The 19,037-nt window shown below is 34.8% G+C and carries 17 protein-coding genes; 4 read left to right on the top strand and 13 right to left on the bottom strand.

All coding sequences use genetic code 11. The features are described from left to right. From IEV84_RS00810 to queA, 3 genes are all read left to right on the top strand, one after another. A complete protein-coding gene (locus IEV84_RS00810) occupies positions 1-327 on the top strand; it encodes a nucleotide pyrophosphohydrolase (protein WP_188491491.1) in 327 nt (108 codons plus the stop codon). A gap of 112 nt (positions 328-439) precedes the next feature. Next, positions 440-1,669, top strand: a complete 1,230-nt coding sequence (gene aroA, locus IEV84_RS00805) for a 3-phosphoshikimate 1-carboxyvinyltransferase (protein WP_188491489.1) — start codon at positions 440-442, stop codon at positions 1,667-1,669. A gap of 174 nt (positions 1,670-1,843) precedes the next feature. Further along, positions 1,844-2,893 (top strand): tRNA preQ1(34) S-adenosylmethionine ribosyltransferase-isomerase QueA, encoded by a 1,050-nt coding sequence (gene queA / locus IEV84_RS00800; RefSeq protein WP_188491487.1) that lies wholly within the window; start codon positions 1,844-1,846, stop codon positions 2,891-2,893. Between the two features lie 227 nt (positions 2,894-3,120). On the opposite strand, the gene IEV84_RS00795 is transcribed toward queA, so the two are convergent. Both IEV84_RS00795 and IEV84_RS00790 read right to left on the bottom strand, forming a co-directional pair. After that, positions 3,121-4,311 (bottom strand): pyridoxal phosphate-dependent aminotransferase, encoded by a 1,191-nt coding sequence (locus IEV84_RS00795; protein WP_188491485.1) that lies wholly within the window; start codon positions 4,309-4,311, stop codon positions 3,121-3,123. Positions 4,312-4,412: 101 nt separating this feature from the next. Next, a complete protein-coding gene (locus tag IEV84_RS00790) occupies positions 4,413-5,507 on the bottom strand; it encodes a fatty acid desaturase family protein (RefSeq protein WP_188491483.1) in 1,095 nt (364 codons plus the stop codon). A 109-nt stretch (positions 5,508-5,616) separates the two neighbouring features. On the opposite strand from IEV84_RS00790, the gene rsmG reads away from it, so the two are divergent. After that, positions 5,617-6,246: a 16S rRNA (guanine(527)-N(7))-methyltransferase RsmG gene (gene rsmG / locus IEV84_RS00785; RefSeq protein WP_188491481.1), complete on the top strand. Its 630-nt coding sequence runs from the start codon at positions 5,617-5,619 to the stop codon at positions 6,244-6,246. Positions 6,247-6,317: 71 nt separating this feature from the next. Here rsmG and pruA read toward each other — a convergent pair whose 3' ends face one another. The 11 genes from pruA to gpmI all read right to left on the bottom strand — a co-directional run bounded on the left by pruA (position 6,318) and on the right by gpmI (position 18,905). Further along, positions 6,318-7,946 (bottom strand): L-glutamate gamma-semialdehyde dehydrogenase, encoded by a 1,629-nt coding sequence (pruA, locus tag IEV84_RS00780; protein WP_188491479.1) that lies wholly within the window; start codon positions 7,944-7,946, stop codon positions 6,318-6,320. A gap of 151 nt (positions 7,947-8,097) precedes the next feature. Then, complete coding sequence (gene apaG / locus IEV84_RS00775; RefSeq protein ID WP_066326834.1) at positions 8,098-8,484, bottom strand: Co2+/Mg2+ efflux facilitator ApaG/CorD; 387 nt, start codon at positions 8,482-8,484, stop codon at positions 8,098-8,100. 81 nt (positions 8,485-8,565) lie between these two features. Continuing rightward, complete coding sequence (locus IEV84_RS00770; RefSeq protein ID WP_188491477.1) at positions 8,566-9,822, bottom strand: type IX secretion system plug protein; 1,257 nt, start codon at positions 9,820-9,822, stop codon at positions 8,566-8,568. Positions 9,823-9,898: 76 nt separating this feature from the next. Beyond that, positions 9,899-10,663 (bottom strand): class I SAM-dependent methyltransferase, encoded by a 765-nt coding sequence (locus tag IEV84_RS00765; RefSeq protein ID WP_188491475.1) that lies wholly within the window; start codon positions 10,661-10,663, stop codon positions 9,899-9,901. A gap of 88 nt (positions 10,664-10,751) precedes the next feature. Next, on the bottom strand, positions 10,752-11,126 hold the full coding sequence (locus IEV84_RS00760) for a GxxExxY protein (RefSeq protein ID WP_188491473.1): 375 nt from the start codon (positions 11,124-11,126) through the stop codon (positions 10,752-10,754). Positions 11,127-11,178: 52 nt separating this feature from the next. Further along, positions 11,179-11,997: a type I methionyl aminopeptidase gene (map, locus tag IEV84_RS00755; RefSeq protein WP_188491471.1), complete on the bottom strand. Its 819-nt coding sequence runs from the start codon at positions 11,995-11,997 to the stop codon at positions 11,179-11,181. A gap of 41 nt (positions 11,998-12,038) precedes the next feature. Further along, a complete protein-coding gene (locus IEV84_RS00750) occupies positions 12,039-13,448 on the bottom strand; it encodes a TolC family protein (RefSeq protein ID WP_188491469.1) in 1,410 nt (469 codons plus the stop codon). Continuing rightward, on the bottom strand, positions 13,448-14,803 hold the full coding sequence (locus tag IEV84_RS00745) for an HlyD family secretion protein (RefSeq protein WP_188491467.1): 1,356 nt from the start codon (positions 14,801-14,803) through the stop codon (positions 13,448-13,450). Before IEV84_RS00745 ends, IEV84_RS00750 begins: the two co-directional genes overlap by 1 nt. 4 nt (positions 14,804-14,807) lie before the next feature. Continuing rightward, a complete protein-coding gene (locus IEV84_RS00740; RefSeq protein WP_188491465.1) occupies positions 14,808-16,466 on the bottom strand; it encodes a peptidase domain-containing ABC transporter in 1,659 nt (552 codons plus the stop codon). 6 nt (positions 16,467-16,472) lie between these two features. Next, the gene (locus tag IEV84_RS00735; RefSeq protein WP_188491463.1) at positions 16,473-17,144 is read right to left on the bottom strand and encodes a TetR/AcrR family transcriptional regulator; all 672 of its coding nucleotides are present in this window, start codon (positions 17,142-17,144) and stop codon (positions 16,473-16,475) included. A 237-nt stretch (positions 17,145-17,381) separates the two neighbouring features. After that, positions 17,382-18,905 (bottom strand): 2,3-bisphosphoglycerate-independent phosphoglycerate mutase, encoded by a 1,524-nt coding sequence (gene gpmI, locus IEV84_RS00730; protein ID WP_188491461.1) that lies wholly within the window; start codon positions 18,903-18,905, stop codon positions 17,382-17,384. Positions 18,906-19,037 lie beyond the last annotated feature (132 nt).

The raw sequence follows: 19,037 nt of genomic DNA, 5'->3' as shown, positions 1-19,037 counted from the left end.
ATGAACCTAAAAAATGCCCAATTAGACGTAGATACCTGGATTAAAGAACACGGTGTGCGTTATTTTAATGAATTGACTAATATGGCTCAGCTTACCGAAGAAGTAGGTGAGGTAGCCCGTATTATTGCCCGTCGTTATGGGGAGCAATCGGAAAAAGAATCAGATAAAAATAAAGATTTAGGCGAAGAATTAGCCGATGTGGTTTTTGTGGTTTTGTGTTTAGCTAACCAAACCGGAATCGATTTGCAGGCGGCATTTGATAAAAAAATGGATTTAAAATCCCTTCGCGATAAAGACCGTCATAAGAATAACGAAAAATTGAAATAATTATCAGTGATGAATTATGAATTGTGAATGAGGAGTGGTAAATTGCGCCCGCAAATTATTTGACTTTCAATTAGAGTTGATAATTTACAATTCAGAACTAATAATTTAAAAAATGAATTTACTACTACAAACAACCCATTCTAATCTAAATGCTCAAATAGCGGTTACAGGATCTAAAAGCGAAACTAATAGATTGTTATTGTTGCAGGCTTTGTTCCCAAATATTACTTTGGCAAATACTTCAAATTCTGATGATAGCGAAGTAATGCAAATGGCATTGAGCGGCAATGAAGAAGTGGTAGATATTCATCATGCAGGAACAGCAATGCGTTTTCTTACAGCATATTTTGCTGTAAAAGAAGGTCGCGAAGTGGTGTTGACTGGTTCCAGCCGTATGCAGGAGCGTCCGGTTAAAATTTTAGTGGAAGCCTTACGTCAATTAGGGGCTGATATTTCTTTCCTGAAAGAAGAAGGTTATCCACCAATTAAAATTAAGGGACAAAAAATCACTCAGTCTAAAGTTACTATGGCTGCTAATGTGAGTAGTCAGTATATTTCGGCTTTATTATTAGTAGCTCCAAAATTAGAAAACGGTATCGAGTTAACCTTAGAAGGTGAAATTACTTCTATTCCTTATATCAAAATGACTTTGGCTTTGTTGAATGATTTAGATATTCAAACCAGTTTTGAAGGAAATGTAATTAAGGTATGTCCGAAACAATCGGTGGAATCCAAAGTAATGACTGTAGAATCCGATTGGAGTTCGGCTTCTTATTTCTTCAGTTTAGCGGCTTTGTCTGATGAAGCGAATATTTCATTAACAAGTTACAAAGAGTCAAGTTTACAGGGAGATTCTGCTTTGGTTTCTATATATAAAGAAATGGGGGTTGAAACCCAATTCAACAACGGAACGATTACTTTGACTAAAACTAAGAAATTTAAGTATCAGGATGTAACTTTCGATTTGAATAATACACCGGATATAGCTCAAACTATTGTGGTTACTTGTCTTGGATTAGGAATTGGTTGTCATTTGACAGGTTTGCATACTTTAAAAATTAAAGAAACAGACAGACTTGAAGCTTTACGAATTGAATTAAGCAAGCTAGGCGCTAATATTTCGGTTACTAATGATAGTTTGACGCTTGTGGCTACTTCAGAAATTAATTCGAACATAAAAATTGGAACTTATAATGATCACCGAATGGCAATGGCTTTTGCTCCATTAGCATTAAAAGTGCCAATTATTATCGAAAATGCCGATGTAGTTTCAAAATCATATCCGGATTTTTGGGATGATATGAGAAAATTAGGTTATAAAGTTTCGGATTTAGTAGGTTAAAAATCGCTGTTAAACCTCTAAAGTCTTGGTCGTTTCGGGTTTTATGGTTTTAATTCTAAATTAAACAGTAAAATACTTGACATCGCCTGTTTGACAATCGTATATTTGCAGCCGATTATAATATTAAGAATCAAAACTTAAGACTTATAACTCATAAACTTATAACTTTTTTGAATGAAATTATCACATTTTAATTTTGACTTACCAAAAGAACTTCTGGCTGAATTTCCGGCAGAAAACAGAGACGAAGCCCGTTTAATGGTAATTGATAGAAAAAAACAAACCATAGAACACAAGATGTTCAAAGACGTTATCGATTATTTTGATGATGGGGATGTTATGATTTTGAATAATACCAAAGTTTTTCCTGCTCGTTTATACGGTAACAAAGAAAAAACAGGAGCAAGAATCGAAGTGTTTTTGCTTAGAGAATTAAATGCTGAGCAACGTCTTTGGGACGTTTTAGTGGATCCGGCGCGTAAAATCAGAATTGGTAACAAATTATATTTTGGCGATGACGATTCGTTAGTTGCTGAGGTTATTGATAATACTACTTCCCGTGGAAGAACTTTGCGTTTCCTTTACGATGGTTCTTATGAAGAATTCAGAAATAAATTGACCGAACTTGGAGAAACTCCAATTCCTAAATATATTAACAGAGAAGTTACTCCTGAAGATGCTGAGCGTTACCAAACTATTTATGCTAAAGAAGAAGGAGCTGTTGCTGCACCAACTGCAGGATTGCACTTCTCTAAACATTTATTGAAACGTTTAGAAATAAAAGGAGTGAATTTTGCTGAAGTAACGCTTCACGTAGGTTTGGGAACTTTCAACCCGGTTGAGGTAGAAGATTTATCCAAACACAAAATGGATTCTGAGGAATTAAAAATTACTCAGGAAGCCTGTGATATTGTTAATGAGGCTAAAGCAAAAAGAAAACGTGTTTGTGCTGTAGGAACGACTTCTATGCGTGCTATTGAAAGTTCAGTTTCTTCACAAAACACTTTGAATCCATACGAAGGTTGGACTAACAAGTTTATCTTTCCTCCACATGATTTTAGTGTGGCTAACTGTATGATTACTAATTTTCATACGCCAAAATCAACTTTGTTAATGATGATCTCAGCATTTTGTGGACACGATTTAATGAAGAAAGCTTACGAAGAAGCTATTAAAGAAAAATATAAATTCTATTCTTACGGTGACGCAATGTTAATTCTATAATCACCATTAAAGGTTAATTCACTTAAGAAAACTCGTCAGTTATGACGGGTTTTTTTTATGTTGTCTTGTCTGAAAAAGTTGATAGTAAGTTGTTTTAGATTTCAGTAGAAAGAAAAGAATTCAAAAAAAATCGGAACAGAATTAACTCTGTTCCGATTGATTAATTTTATAGAATTAACAGAGTCAGCTTTTTTAGGGCAACTCTGAATGAGTTGGTCTTTCGGCTATTATCCAGCCAAAGCGTCTTTAATTCTTTTTAAAGCTTCTTTTAATAAATCGTCGCTTGTTGCATAAGAGAAACGGATACAGTTAGGGTTACCAAAAGCGTCACCTGTTACTGTTGCTACATTAGCCTCAGCTAAAAGATACATCGAAACATCGTTAGCATCTTTAATTTCTTTTCCTCTCAATGTTTTTCCGAAGAAAGAAGAAACGTCTGGGAATACGTAGAAAGCTCCTTCTGGAACGTTGATTTTTACTCCTGGAATTTCTTTCAATAATCCAACAACTAAATCTCTACGGCTATGGAACGCCTGAACCATGTGGTTCAATACAGATGGATCAGCATCTACAGCTGTGATTGTAGCACGTTGTGCAATAGAGTTAGCTCCTGAAGTTACCTGTCCTTGAATTTTAGTACAAGCCTTAGCGATAAATTCTGGTGCTCCAATGTATCCAATTCTGTATCCTGTCATAGCGAAAGCTTTAGCAACTCCGTTTACAGTAACTGTTCTTTCGAACATTCCAGGGATAGAAGCAATACTGCAGAAAGTTCCTGAGAAGTTGATGTGCTCATAGATTTCGTCAGCTACTACATAGATATTTGGGTGTTTTTCTAAAACTTTAGCTAAAGCAGTTAACTCTTCTCTGTTGTAAACAGATCCTGAAGGATTACATGGAGAAGAGAACCACATCATTTTAGTTTTTGGTGTGATCGCTGCTTCTAATTGTTCTGGTGTAATTTTGAAATCAGTTTCTACAGAAGTCGGAACTTCTACAGGAACACCACCTGATAATTTTACGATTTCGAAGTAAGAAACCCAGTAAGGAGCCGGTAAGATTACTTCGTCACCGTCGTTTAACATTACCTGTGCAATGTTGTATAAAGATTGTTTTGCTCCTGTAGAAACTACGATTTGAGATGGTTTGTAATCTAAACCGTTGTCTCTTTTGAATTTTCTGCATATAGCGTCTTTCAATTCAGCATATCCGTCAACCGGAGAATAAGTGCTGTAGTTTTCGTCAATCGCTTTTTTAGCAGCTTCTTTAATGAAGTCTGGCGTGTTAAAGTCAGGTTCTCCTAAACTTAAACTGATGATGTCTTTACCTTGCGCTTTTAATTCTCTAGCCAAAGCTGCCATTGCTAATGTTTGTGATGTAGCAAGATTGTTAATTCTGTCTGAAAGTGGATTACTCATTAATAAAGTGTTGAAAGCCTCGAATTGTTAATTCCGAATTCAAGGAGGTTAATTATTTGTTTTAATTAATTATTGTCGATGCACCGCAGTGTCTCTTTTTTTTAAGCCATTTCTGGTTTCATTCCTAATTCTTTTAAATGCCTGAAATGTGCAATTACGGCACTTCTCATGGTTTTGTATTCATAATAAGGCAAGTTGCATTCCTGTGCGGTTTCACGAACAATTTTTGCAATTTTACTATAATGAATGTGACTGATATTTGGAAAAATATGATGTTCAATTTGGTGATTCAAACCTCCGGTGTACCAGTTTACCAGCCAGTTTTTTGGAGCAAAATTAGTTGTGGTGAACAATTGGTGAATGGCCCAGGTGTTTTCCATTTCGCCTAATTCATTTGGAGAAGGATTTTCTGTTTCTTCTACAACATGCGCTAATTGGAATACAATGCTTAAAATTAATCCTGCCGTATAATGCATTACAAAAAAACCAATAAGTACTTTCCACCATACGATTCCTATAACAATTGGTAAAACAATCCAGATAGCAACGTAGATTATTTTAGTGATAATTAAAGTTGTCCATAGAATTTTAGGGCTTTTAGGCTCACCATACGATAATTTTCTTTTCAGGTAGTTTCTCATTTGCTTAAAATCCGTTGTCAATGCCCAATTGAAAGTCAATAATCCGTATAGAAAAACAGAATAATAATGCTGAAAACGATGAAAGGAATGCCATTTGGCACTTTTAGTGAAACGGATAATTCTTCCCGCATCTAAATCCTCATCATGACCGGGAATATTAGTATAAGTATGATGCAAAACATTATGCTGTACCTGCCAGTTATAGACATTTCCGGCAAGGACATAAATAGTGCCACCCATGAATTTATTAACCCAGTTTTTATTGGAATAGGAACCATGATTTCCATCGTGCATTACGTTCATCCCTAATCCGGCCATACCAATTCCCATAACGATGGTTAAAAGCAGGTGAGCCCAAAAAGGCATATCCAGAGTAAGAATTAAAAAGTAAGGAACCAGAAAAACGGTAAAAAGGATAACTGCTTTTAAATGCAGTTTCCAATTTCCTGCTTTTGAAATGTTGTTTTCTTTGAAGTAATTGTTTACCCGCGAGTTAAGCGTTCTGAAAAACTTTAATTTGTCTTGCTTAGCAAATGTAGGTGCGTTAGTATTCATATCATTCAAAAATAGCGTTCAAAGATAATTATTTATAAATTTTAACTCTGCAAAATTGAGTTAAATATTTCAAACTTAAAAATAGTACTTTTGTTAAAAAATTAAAACCATGGATGAGATTCTGAAGTATTTTCCAGATTTAACCGATATTCAAAAAGAACAATTCCAAAAACTGGATTTTTTATACCACGATTGGAATGAAAAAATAAATGTAATTTCCCGAAAAGACATTGATTCTTTGTATACTAAACATGTTTTGCATTCATTAGGAATTGCTAAAATTATGAAATTCGAACCGGGAAGTTATGTCCTTGATGTAGGAACCGGAGGAGGATTTCCGGGAATTCCCTTGGCGATTTTGTTTCCCGAAACTCGTTTTTATCTGATAGATGTTATCGCTAAAAAAATAAAAGTGGTACAAGGCGTTGCTGATGCTTTAGGGCTTAAAAACGTAAAAGCGGAGCAAATTCGTGCTGAAAATGTAAAAGGCGATTTCGATTTTATCGTAAGTCGTGCGGTGACCAATATGCCTGATTTTGTTTCCTGGATAAAAACCAAAATCAAGAAACAACAAAAACACGAATTGAAAAACGGAATTCTTTACTTAAAAGGAGGTGATTTAACCGAAGAGTTAAAAGATTTCCCAAAAGCAACACAATACGACTTAGCTAATTTCTTTGAAGATGAATTCTTTGAAACGAAGAAAGTAGTTCATTTGCCTTTGAAGTTTGTAGTTTAAGTCATAGCGAGGAACGAAGCAATCTCATAACGAGAGCAACAAGTGTGATTGCTTCGTTCCTCGCTATGACGCTATTCTCCTAAAAACGGATATCTGTAATTTTCAGGACTCACAAAAACTTCTTTGATGGTTCTTGGTGAAACCCAGCGCAACAAGTTCATTGCCGAACCAGCTTTGTCATTCGTTCCCGAAGCTCTGGCCCCGCCAAAAGGTTGTTGCCCTACAACCGCTCCGGTACATTTATCATTGATATAAAGGTTTCCTGCTGCGTTTTGTAATTTCACGGTGGCTTGTTCAATAGCATAACGATCCTGACTAAAGATAGCTCCGGTTAAAGCATATTTTGAAGTTTGATCGATGAGTTCCAAAGTTTCATTCCATTTTGAATCTTCATAAACATAAATCGTTAAAACAGGGCCGAATAATTCGGTTTCCATCGTAACGTATTTTGGATTGGTAGTCAGTAAAACCGTCGGTTCGATGAAATAACCAACCGACTTATCATAGTTTCCTCCAATGATAATTTCTACATCAGTATCTTTTTTAGCTTGGTCAATATAACTTGCCAATTTATCGAAAGCGCCTTCATGAATCACAGCAGTAATAAAGTTGCTGAAATCTTCGGGAGACCCCATTTTTATGGATTGAATATCAATGGTAAGCTGTTCTTTAATAGCTGGCCACAAACTTTGCGGAATATAAACTCTCGATGCAGCCGAACATTTTTGACCCTGAAATTCGAAAGCACCACGAATAATTCCGGTTACGGCTTGTTTGACATTGGCACTCGGGTGTACCATAACAAAATCTTTTCCGCCTGTTTCGCCTACAATTCTTGGGTAAGTTTTGTAATTATGAATGTTGGCTCCAATTTTTGCCCAAAGTTCTTTGAATACAAAGGTGGAACCTGTGTAATGTAATCCGGCAAAATCACGACTCGCTAAAACGGTATCGGTAATCATTGTTGCATCGCCAAAAACCACATTGATTACACCATCAGGAAGTCCGGCTTCTTTGAAAATTTCGATAATAATTTTTGCTGAAAAAACCTGACTGTCACTCGGTTTCCAAACCACTACATTACCCATCATGGCGGCGCTTGCCGGAAGATTGGCGGCAATAGCGGTAAAGTTAAACGGCGTGATGGCATATACAAAACCTTCCAATGGACGGTATTCGATTCGGTTCCAGATAGTAGATTCCGAAGTAGGCTGGTCTGCATAAATTTGCGTCATGAATTCCACGTTGAAACGCAGGAAGTCAATGAATTCACAGGCAGCATCAATTTCTGCCTGATGTATAGTTTTGGATTGCCCAATCATTGTTGCGGCATTAATTTTTGCTCTATATGGTCCTGCAATTAGTTCAGCTGCTTTTAAAAATATGGCAGCGCGTTGTTCCCAAGCCATATTTGCCCAGGCAGTTCTTGATTCCAGTGCATTTGCGATAGCTTTTTCTACGTGTTTTTTTTCGGCAAGATGATAGCTTCCTACAACGTGTTTATGGTCGTGTGGAGGAGTAATGTTTCGGGTATTTCCGGTTCTGATTTCTTCGTTACCGATGTATAAAGGAACATCAATTTTTTCGTTCCACATTTTTTTATAAGCAGCGAGAACGGCTTCTTTTTCGGGTGAATTTGGAGCGTATCCTTTTACAGGTTCGTTTATTGCTTTGGGTACTTTAAAAAATCCTTTTAGCATTGTGTTTTGTATTTTGTTAATCTAAAAAATAGATGCAATTAGTAAAATGAATTCAAAAAATGAATAATCAGTATGCTAACAAAAATACAAAAGCAGAATTTAAAACTTTTATAAAGAAGTTATAATAGTTTTAAAAATGTTAAAACAGGAATTAATTTAGTGCAAAAGGAGCACACAATCTGAAAGTAGGAATGATAACTTTAAAGTTTTTAGTATTGGTAAAGTTAATCATGTTGAAATGTCCTTTCATGGCTCCGTAAGGAGAAGAAAGCAGGCATCCTGAACTGTAAGTGTGATTTTCTCCCGGTTTTAAAACTGGTTTTTTACCAATGATTCCTTCACCATCAACTATTTCGATATTATTTAAGGAATCAAAGATTTCCCAATGACGGGAAGTGAGTTGTACTGAATCTTTACTGTGGTTTTCGATGGTGATATGGTAACTAAAGGCAAAGTGAATTTTGTAGTTTTTGAAGTAGGTGCCTTCAAAACTAGTCAAAACGGTGATTTTTATGCCTCTTGTTATTTGAGAAACCATACTACAGTGGTAAATAGTTGTGCTTAACTGGTTCAAAATTACAAAATTTTCATTTGCTTTTGTTTATTTTTAAATGTTTTTTTAATTAATGATGTTCAGTGAATTAGCTGTTCCTTTTCCGATGATTCTGTCATAGCGTCCGGTGTTTTCTTTATAGTAAACCAGAATCGTATATTCGTTTTCGGTTTGATAGAAATTTCCGTCAATTGTATTGGCGTTATCAACGATTCCTTTATTGTCAGCTACAGTATATTTGAAATTGGTGAAACCTTGTTTGATTAAGACTGCTTTTTCATAAACGCCCTTTTTTTCGTTGTACTCCATCGTGTATTCAGGAGACAGACTGTAATTATTGAACATTCCGCCAATATAGATGTTTTTGTTCAATCGGAAAGTAGGGGCTGAGAGACTAAAATAAACCCAGGCATAATCGGCTTCAACTTCGTTATTGGTGGCGTTGGTGTTTTTTACAATAAAATTACCATTGATATCTTCAAATTGAGTGTAAGTAGTATTCGCTCTGGCATTGTTGGTGTACAGTAGGCAATTGTAGATGTCTGTGCTAAAATCAACACGGGCTATAAAATTGCTGGCAACCCGAATATCTTTGTTTTCGAAATAAAGAAATTCATTACCTGCCCAAAATTGGGTTTCGGTATCGTATTTATAAATTAAATCATTGCCAATGGTGTATTGTGGTTTGATGTTTTTTATTTCGGTGTGGAAATCTCCGTTTTGAAACAGACTTAGTTTGATGTTTTTTAATGGATTTTGAAAAGTAATTGTATTAGACTTTACAGCAAAATCTAAATTGTGCATGTATTCGATGTTGCTTACGTTTCGGGCTCTTTTTATTTGCAAAGGAACGGTAGCGATATTTTCGTAGAGCATGAATTTCCTTGAAAAGACAACTTCTTTGTCGTCGTTTAGAATTTTTAAAATATAATTTCCACTAAGGCGTAATTGTTGTGTAAATTGATTAGGGATACTTAAATTGTAATGGGAATAGATTTGCAGGGTGTTGAAAGAGTTGGTGTAGTTTTGAATTCTTTGATTGTCAAATCCTTGTAAATATTCGTTTTTGGGTATATTGGTAGGGATCCAGTTGTAATCACAATGAATGATTTCATAATAATAATTGGCTTCGTTGCCAAAAAGATCATCAAACTGGAATTGAAAACCGCTTCCTAATTCGAAAACAGGAACTGCATTTTGATTGTTTTGTACAAAAGTAACGGTTTTTATATTGTACGGTGGAAGTACTTCATTTTGAATTTGAGCTGTTGCCAAATTAAAAATCAAAAGAAAGAAGGTTCCAAAAAGAAAAGATTTAGCCATAAAACTATAATTGCTATCGTGTAAATATAACAAAATAAGCAATAAAATAGTATGAGTGAGAAAGCTCTTTTAGCGATTATTTAAAGCAAACGGGGATAATTTCTCCTTTGGCCAGACAGTATTTCTCTACTAATTCAGGACTTATTTTGTTTGTATAATCTTCTTCGATTACATTGAAACCAATACTTCTTAATTTATCAAAATAATCACGACCATAAATACGAACATGGTCGTATTGTCCGAAAATTTTAGCGCGTTCTTTTTGATCTGTAATCGAATCGTCAGCAAAAGTAACTTCCCGATTTAGGTCTTGCGGGATTTGCAAAATAGCCATTCCACCCGGTTTCAATACGCGATACAATTCCTGCATAGCCTTAGTATCGTCAGGAATGTGTTCTAAAACGTGATTACAAAGGATAACATCATATTGATTGTCTTTGAAAGGTAAATTGCAAATATCCGCTTTTACATCGGCAAGAGGCGAAAACAAATCGGTTGTGGTGTAATCCAGGTTTCTTTGCTTGCGGAACAATTTGTAAAAAGCCTGTTCAGGAGCAAAGTGTAATACTTTCTTTGGTGCTGTAAAAAAATCGGTTTTTTCGTTTAAATACAACCAAAGCAAACGATGTCTTTCCAGTGAAAGTGTACTGGGTGAAAGTACATTGTTTCTTTGCTTTTCGTATCCGTAAGGCAGCATTGATTTGAAACTTTTTCCATCGATAGGATCAGTAAATTTATCTCCTTTTAAAGAAAAAGCAATAATAGGACGCGCAACATAACTTAAACGAATAAGTAGAGGACGCGGAATGGTATTAAGTACGAGTTTAAATAACGATTTCACAGATTATTTCTAAAAAAAACTAAACACAAATTTCACAGATTATCACAGATTGAGTTCTGCAAAATATATGTTTAATATAGTAAATTAATTATAGGATTATTCGTTTGTGTTTTAAACTATCTTCTCCAAAATTGGCTAACAAACCAATTTTATTTTTTGAAGCAGCCAGATAATTTAAAGTTTGTTTTACTTCACTACTAGTAAGTTCTTTTATTGCTTTTAATTCCAAAATAATTTCTTCAAAAACAACAAAATCAGCATAATAATATGTCGGTAATATTATTTCTTTATATTCAATATTGTATTTTACTTCACGAGAATAAGGAATTTCGTTTTTTTGGAATTCATATTCCAAAGCATCACCATAAACTTTTTCACTATGTCCTTTTCCTAATATTTTATGAACTTCCATGCAGATTCCGATTATTCTATAGGTTTCTTCTTTTAAATAAAAATTTTCCATATTTTAATTTCAGAATAACTATTTAATTTGTGGTAATCTGTGAAATCCGTGTTTAGATAACTAAAGGCACTTTTCTGAATTCATCTTCTTCGTTGCTTTCAATTCCTAATGCTTTATAGATATATGCAAAAGTGGAAAGCAATTCCGGTTTACCATCTACTAAAGCAACGTCGTGTTCAAAATGTGCCGAGGGTTTTCCGTCGGCAGTCAGGATTGTCCAGCCGTCTTTTAGTTGTTTGATGTTGCGGGTTCCCTGATTAATCATGGGCTCAAGTGCAACAACCATTCCTTCAACAAAAAGTTTTCCGCGACCTTTTTTACCATAATTAGGCATTTCAGGATCTTCGTGCATTTTTTGTCCTAATCCGTGACCAACTAATTCACGAACTACTCCATAACCATGTCCTTCGGTATATTTTTGGATAGCATTCCCTACATCTTCTACACGATTTCCGGCTTTGAATTCGCGCATTCCAACGTATAAGGATTCTTTGGTAACCTGTAATAATTTTTTAGTTTCAGGAGCCACTTCGCCTACTTCAAAAGTATAGGCGTGATCACCGTGAAAACCATTTTTGTAAGCACCACAATCGATAGAGATAATATCACCGTTAACAAGAGGAGTGTTATTTGGAATCCCGTGTACTACCTGAGCATTTGGACTCATACAAAGTGAGTTGGGGAAACCGTATAAGCCTAAAAAACTAGGTACGGCGCCGTGATCACGAATGAATTCTTCGGCTAATTTATCGAGGTGTAAAGTGGTAACTCCTTCTTTTACTTCAGAAGCAAGCATTCCTAATGTTTTGGATACAATTAAGGCACTTTCGCGCATTAATTCTATTTCTTCACGTGATTTTACTACAATCATAGTTTGAATTTTGAGTTTGCAAAATTACGATTTTAATTGATTTAATCAGGATTTGCAATAATTTTATACAATTCGGAGTTGGAATTGCAAAAATCATTTCGCAAAGCAATTGCATTCAACTGTGCTGTAATCAAACTACTTTCTCTGCTGTTGATTAAAAATAAAGAGCTTTCTCCAAAGGAAAACAGCCGTTCTTCAGATTGTAACATGGTTTTGTAATTAGCAACTAAATCATTTGCCAAAATGTATTGTTTGTTCAATGATGTAATGACTTCTTTTTGGGCTTTGATTTTGTTCGAAAGCTGCAAACGCTCTAAATTAAGACTGTTTGTAGTCTCCTGAATTTTATATTTGGCTAATTTGAGTCCGCCTCTTTCTTTTCTTAGGAATATAGGATAACTAAAATTGACTCCTATTTTATAATTTTCAAACTTGTAGTTGTCGATGTATTGCGGTTCGGACAGATAGGAGTAACTCAAATCAATTTTAGGCAATAGCATATTTGCTTTTAGCTTTTGATCAACTTCCAGCATATCAAGTTTAGTTTCCATTGCACTTATCTTAGGATGATTGTCAATGGTGACATCCTGAGTCAATAAATCATTTGTTTTTAAGGTTTCCTGAATAGTATTTTCAATTTGTTGTTCGGGAAAAAGCGTTTCAGAAAGTTCCATGGGTATTGAATTTTCTAACCACAAGAAATTAGAAAGTTCCAGTCTGGCTTTATAGAGTTTCAGTTTCGAATTTTCTAAACTCAACTGACGGCTTTTTAAGCTAATTCCTGCTTCTATGCTGTCAATTGCCCGTTTGTCACCTTGTTCAATAGAAGTTATAATGGCATTATAACGCGTTTGTGCATTGGTGGTGTACTGGCTGTACATTTGGAATTCTTCGTAATTTTTTTTCCAGTTAAAATAAGCAATCGAAGCATCATATAATATAGCAACGGCTTGTAATTTTCGTTCAGCCTGACTCAGTTGAATTTGCATTTTTGCTTTGCGCAAATCAGCCATTCTTTGGTTAATAAAAAGCCCCTGACCTACAGGAACTGAAATTCCAAATGAGGTTAAACCAGGATTAGGAACTGTATTTTCAGGGTTGAGGTAATAACCTTCGTTTTGGTCAAAACCCGCTTTGATTTCGATTCCGTACCAGGTAGGGATTTTAAAACTACTGTTCAAAATAGAATAATAGTCGGTGCCTTTGAATTGTTTTTTGTCAAAATCAACTCCGATTTTTGGGTCAAATGCACCTCTGGCAGTCATCAAATTAGCCTGTGCTTTACTGATTTCTAAATTAGCCGTTTTGACTAATGGATGGAATTTTTTGACATAGCCTAAATATTCATTGAAAGTAAATTCAGAATTTTTAGGCAGTTCTGTTTCCTCATTTGTTTGTTGCGCCTGAAGAATAAAAGTAAAGTGTAGTAAAAATAAAATGAGGTATTTCATTATTTTTTTTCTTTAGATTTACTAGTTTTTTCTTGTACTTGATAATAGTCAGGAGGGAAGCCATTGAGGATTCTCCATACTTCAAACCAAACAGGAACTGTGTTTAATAAAGCAATAGTTTGTGCTCCTGAGCCAATACTGATTTGTTTAGGCCATGGTGCTTCCTGTGGATCGGGAGCAATTAATACTCTGAATTTTCCATTGTCACTAATAAAATTTTCAACAGCTACAATTGTTCCGCCAAATGTTCCGTAAGAGATGTCCGGCCATCCTGAGAATACGATGGTTGGCCATCCGTCAAACCAAATTCTGACTTTTGCACCCTTTGAAATTAAAGGTAAATCTAGCGGATTGACATAGGTTTCCACTGCAATATCATATTCTGAAGGCATTATGGTTGCTATAGGAGTTCCTTCTTTAATAGTTTCGCCAATTCCTGCCTGCAAAGCTCTGTTGATGTAGCCATTTTGAGCGGCTTTGATATAATACATTCCGTTACGAATGCTGTAATTGGTATATTGATTTTTTAATTTATTGACCTGTGCATCGGTATCGTATTGACTGCTTAATGCGGTGAATTGATCGCTTTTGGCTTTGGCTACTTTTTCACTGTATTCCGCATCAATTCGATTAAGTTCAACTTTAGCGTTGATTAATTCGTTTTTGCTGGTTAGTAATTTATTTTCCTGCGTAATAATTTTGGCTTCAACTTCCTGAAGTTTTAATCGTTTTTCTTCAACGTCGGTTAGGGGTTTTAAGCCTTCTTTGTTTAATTGTACGGTACGATTAAATTGTGTGTTGGCAATTTTGAGCTGCGTTTTTACTGCAATCAAATCAATAGAGTCACTTTTGATTTTAAAAAGTGATTGTGTTATTTTGTTTCTTGCCTGTTCCAGTTTAAGTAGTTTTTCATTTTGAATTGCCTGAATTTGTACAGACAATGCGCTTACCTTAGAGTCATAAGATTCTAAAGCTTGTTTTTTAGCATCAAGCTGATTCTTAGTGTTTTCAACTAAGTTAGGATCCATGTAATCTTCTTTGATTTCAGAAATATAAAGGATGGTATCTCCTTTATGAACAAAATCACCTTCCTGAACATACCATTTTTCAATTCTGCCCGAAATCACACTTTGTATTGATTGTGGTCTCTGATTGGGTTTTAATGTTGTTACGGCACCTTTTCCTGAGATATTTTGCGTCCAGGGAAGGAATAATCCAATTAATGCCAGAATGGAAACAATCGTTATTATTCGGTTCAGTATTTTATAATGCGGTCTCTTTGCCAGTGACTTAACGGTGTTGTAGCGATCCAAAAATGTGGAACCGTGTTCGTTATTATTAGAAATATTAAGCATGATTTTAATTTTTAGTATCTAAAATAATTTTTCCTTTTTGCATAGTAATTTTTCTATTGCATTTTGTTTTCCAATACGGATTTTTTGAAGAGACAACAATAGTCCATTTGTGTTCATCGGAGGTTAAAAAGTCAATGATTTCATTGGCTACTTTTTCATCCATAGTGTCTGTTGGATCTTCGAGGAATAAAATTTTAGGTTTGTTGACAATACTTCTGGCCAGTAATATTTTTTGAGCATTAGAAGATGATAATTGTCTTCCTTCGGGAAAAATAGGAGTCATTAAACCTTTTGGTAATGATTTTATAAAACCACTAAGTTGTACACCATCAAATGCCCATTTCAAATTTTCATCGGTAATATTTTTGTTTTTAAAAGTTATGTTGTCAATAACAGTGCCTTCAAAAGGAGTTTCTCCATAAATAATACTCGAAATTTGTGCCCGGTATTGATTGAGGTTTATTTTTGTAAAGCTGTCGTCGTTGATATAAATAGCCCCTGAAGACGGTTGGATAAGTCCTGATAAAATTCGAATCAGGGTGGTTTTTCCGGAACCATTTTCGCCATCTATAAAAATGTGCTCCGACTGTTGGATTTTTAGTGAAATATTGTCTAAAATTTTGTTCTTAGAATCAGGGAATTTAAAACTAACATCATCAACTTCCAGTGTTATTGAACTGTAACAATTGTCAAAGTCAATAGGGAATTCTTCTTCTAAATCCATATCGGTTATGGTACCTATTTTTTCTATCGAAGTCAACACGTCATAGAAAGTTTCCAGTCCCAGAATTATTTTTTCGACTGAATTAATAACCAATAAAATGATGATTTCGGCAGCCACAAATTGTCCAATATTCATTTCTTGTGCCAGTACAAGGTAGCCTCCTATAGAAAGTAAACTGGCAGTAATGATCACTTTGAATACAATTAACTGACTAAATTGTGATTTAATAACAGCAAAGTGATTTTCTCTTGAATTGAGGTAATTGGATAGGATTCTGTCGTTTTTCTCTAAAGCGTAATCATGGTGTAATTGGTTTCTGAAACTAAAATTGTTTCTGGCTATTTCCTGAAGCCAGCCCGCTATTTTATATTTGAATTTAGACTCTGTTAAACTGGTGTTCAGACCGGAAACGTAAGAAAATTTAAAAATAAAGTATAATAGAGCGAAGAGTAAAATACCGAAAAAGATAAAATAACTATGGTACAATGAAAGTAAGATGAGTCCAAAAACAATTTGGAGTAATGCAGCTGAAAAATCTAATAATAATTTTGAAGTTCCTTTTTGGATTGTTAAGGTGTCAAAAAAGCGGTTAGCCAGTTCCGGGGGGTAGTTGTTGTAGAATTCCTCAAATTTTATCTTTGGAAGTCGTACAGCAAATTCATAAGAAGACCGGATGAATATTTTTTGTTGTAAATTTTCAGTTATTCGCAACTGCATTAATGATAAAATACCCACTAAAGCAACACCAAAAACAACCAGGATAATTAACATAATCCACGAAACACTTGCTCTTCCTGATTGAATAAAATTAGTTATAGCCTGAATTCCTAAAGGCAATGATAAACTGATTATTCCTGAAAAAATAGAATAAAAGAACAACTGATAAACGTCTTTTTTGTCCAGTTTTAATAAGTTAAAAAATCGTTGTAAGGGCTTCATAAATATTTATTTTTTTAAGGCGTTGGTTATAAGGTCAAGATAGAAGTCAGTTGGCGAAATCTGATCCGTACAATCGGTTATAGTTTGTAAATGTTCATTAAGAAAGTGCTGATGCAAACTTCCTTCGACTAATGTGGAAGCTAAGCTCTTAGCATAGGGATAATCAGGGTTAACTTCATAAAATATAGTTGCTAACTGATTGATTACTTTTTTATAAACTAAAAAATATCCTTCCTTGTTGTCTTCATCTACCTCTTTGGTGTATAGTGTTTTGTTGAATTCAGAGATGATGATTTTATTTAAAATTGCTTCATTAATATGTTTGGTGTTGTCATCATCCTTTACTTTTTCTGTGACAACTATTATGGCTTTGGTTAATTTTTCCTTAGGATTCTCAATGTTATTAGTCGCTAAAACGAGTTTGTATTCCATCCAGGTCCAATACCAACTCGATAAATAGATTGCTAATTTATGTTTGTTTTCAAAATAACGGTAAATGGAGCTTTCGTTAGACTGGATTTGTTCACCAAGTTTTTTAAATGTAAAACTTTCCAAACCAATTTCGTCTATTAATAAAATGCTTTGTTGAATGATCTTTTTTCCTAATTCAGATGTTTCAGGATCTTTCAGATACAGCTTTTCGTTTACTTTGATTTTTAAATTTGCTAACAAATCCATTGTTAATCATTTTTGTGCAAATTTAATAGCAATACTGTTAATTTTGTGTTTTTAACATTTAATTATGCAAAAACAAAGCGTTTTCTAATGTTATTTTAATGTTGTTTTAATGTTGTTTTAGTTTTGGTCTTTTTGTTGTTAAAAATGATAATTGTTGAGTCAATTCAGCAGTTGGTAAATAACAAACGGCTGTCCTTATTTGAACAGCCGTTTGATGAAATAGTATAAAATAATCTATTATTTCGCTAATAACGAATGACTCGACATAGCAGCAGGTTGAGCTACTCCCATCAAATCTAAAATAGTAGGGGCAATATCTCCTAAAACACCGTCCTGAATAGCTATTTGATCATTGTCAACTAATATAAAAGGTACCGGATTAGTGGTGTGAGCCGTGTTAGGACTTCCGTCAGGGTTAATCATTGTTTCGCAGTTACCGTGGTCGGCAATTACAATGGTTGAATATCCGTTTTCCAGTGCGGTAGTGATTACTTGTTCGACACATTTATCTACGGCTTCACAAGCTTTGATAGCAGCTTCCATAATTCCGGTGTGTCCTACCATGTCCCCGTTGGCAAAGTTTAAACATACAAAATCCACTTCTCCTTTTTCAAGTTCAGGACAAAGTGCATCGGCTAATTCATAAGCACTCATTTCCGGTTGTAAATCGTAAGTAGCTACTTTTGGAGAGTTTCTCAAAATACGGGATTCTCCCTCAAACGGCACTTCTCTACCTCCTGAAAAGAAGAAAGTCACGTGTGGATATTTCTCGGTTTCGGCAATACGAATTTGTTTTTTTCCTGCTTTTTCTAAAACTTCTCCTAATGTTTCAGTGATGTTATCTTTGTTGTAAACCACTTTTACATTTTGGTAAGTCTCATCATAATTAGTCAATGTAACATAATACAAGTCTAATTTATGCATGTTTTGTTCGTGGAAATCCTGCTGCGAAAGTGCTTCAGTCAATTCACGTCCTCTATCAGTTCTGAAGTTGAAGAAAATAACCACATCGTCATCCTGAATAGTTGCTAATGGTTTTTCGTCAGCACCTACAGCTATAAGAGGTTCAATGAATTCGTCTGTAATGTCGTTTCCGTAACTCGTAGCGATTGAAGTCACTATATTGTGTGTTGGAGTTCCTTTTCCATGAACAACTAAATCATAAGCCAGTTTTACTCTCTCCCAACGTTTGTCACGATCCATCGCATAGTAACGACCAATTACAGAAGCAATTTTTACCGGAGTATTGGCAATATAATCCGTTAAATCCTGAATGTATTTTTTTCCTGATTTAGGGTCAACATCTCTACCGTCAGTGAAGGCGTGGATGAAAACCTGATCTAAACCATAATCCTGAGTGGCATCAATTAATCCACGCAAGTGAGAAGTATGTGAGTGCACACCTCCGTCAGAAACTAATCCTAGGAAATGTACTTTTTTGTTATTGTCTTTTGCGTACTGAAAAGCATCTTTTAAGACTTGTTCCTGTGCTAAAGTTTTATTGGCTACAGCCAAATTAATTTTAGCCAAATCCTGATAAACAATTCTCCCGGCACCAAGATTCATGTGTCCTACTTCGCTGTTTCCCATTTGACCTTCCGGTAAACCTACATGTAAACCGTCGGTTCTAAGTTGTGCACTAGGGTATTTAGTGTAAAGACTGTTTATAAAGGGAACATTTGCATTGTCAATTGCAGATACTTTCGGATCAGGAGATTTTCCCCAACCATCCAAAATCATTAAGATTACTTTTTTGCTCATTATAGTTTTTGTTTTGCACAAAGATAAATTATTTCTAAAATCTTCGTTAGCAATAAAACGACTATTATGTATTCGGGAATTTAGCCGTAGTAAAAATGTTAATTCTTTTACAGAAGAGCTGTTTTATTGAAA

It is taken from the genome of Flavobacterium palustre, assembly GCF_014639535.1.
GTDB lineage: Bacteria > Bacteroidota > Bacteroidia > Flavobacteriales > Flavobacteriaceae > Flavobacterium > Flavobacterium palustre.
The sequence above is the reverse complement of the archived record's forward strand: the minus strand, read 5'-3'. Positions and strand labels throughout refer to the sequence as shown.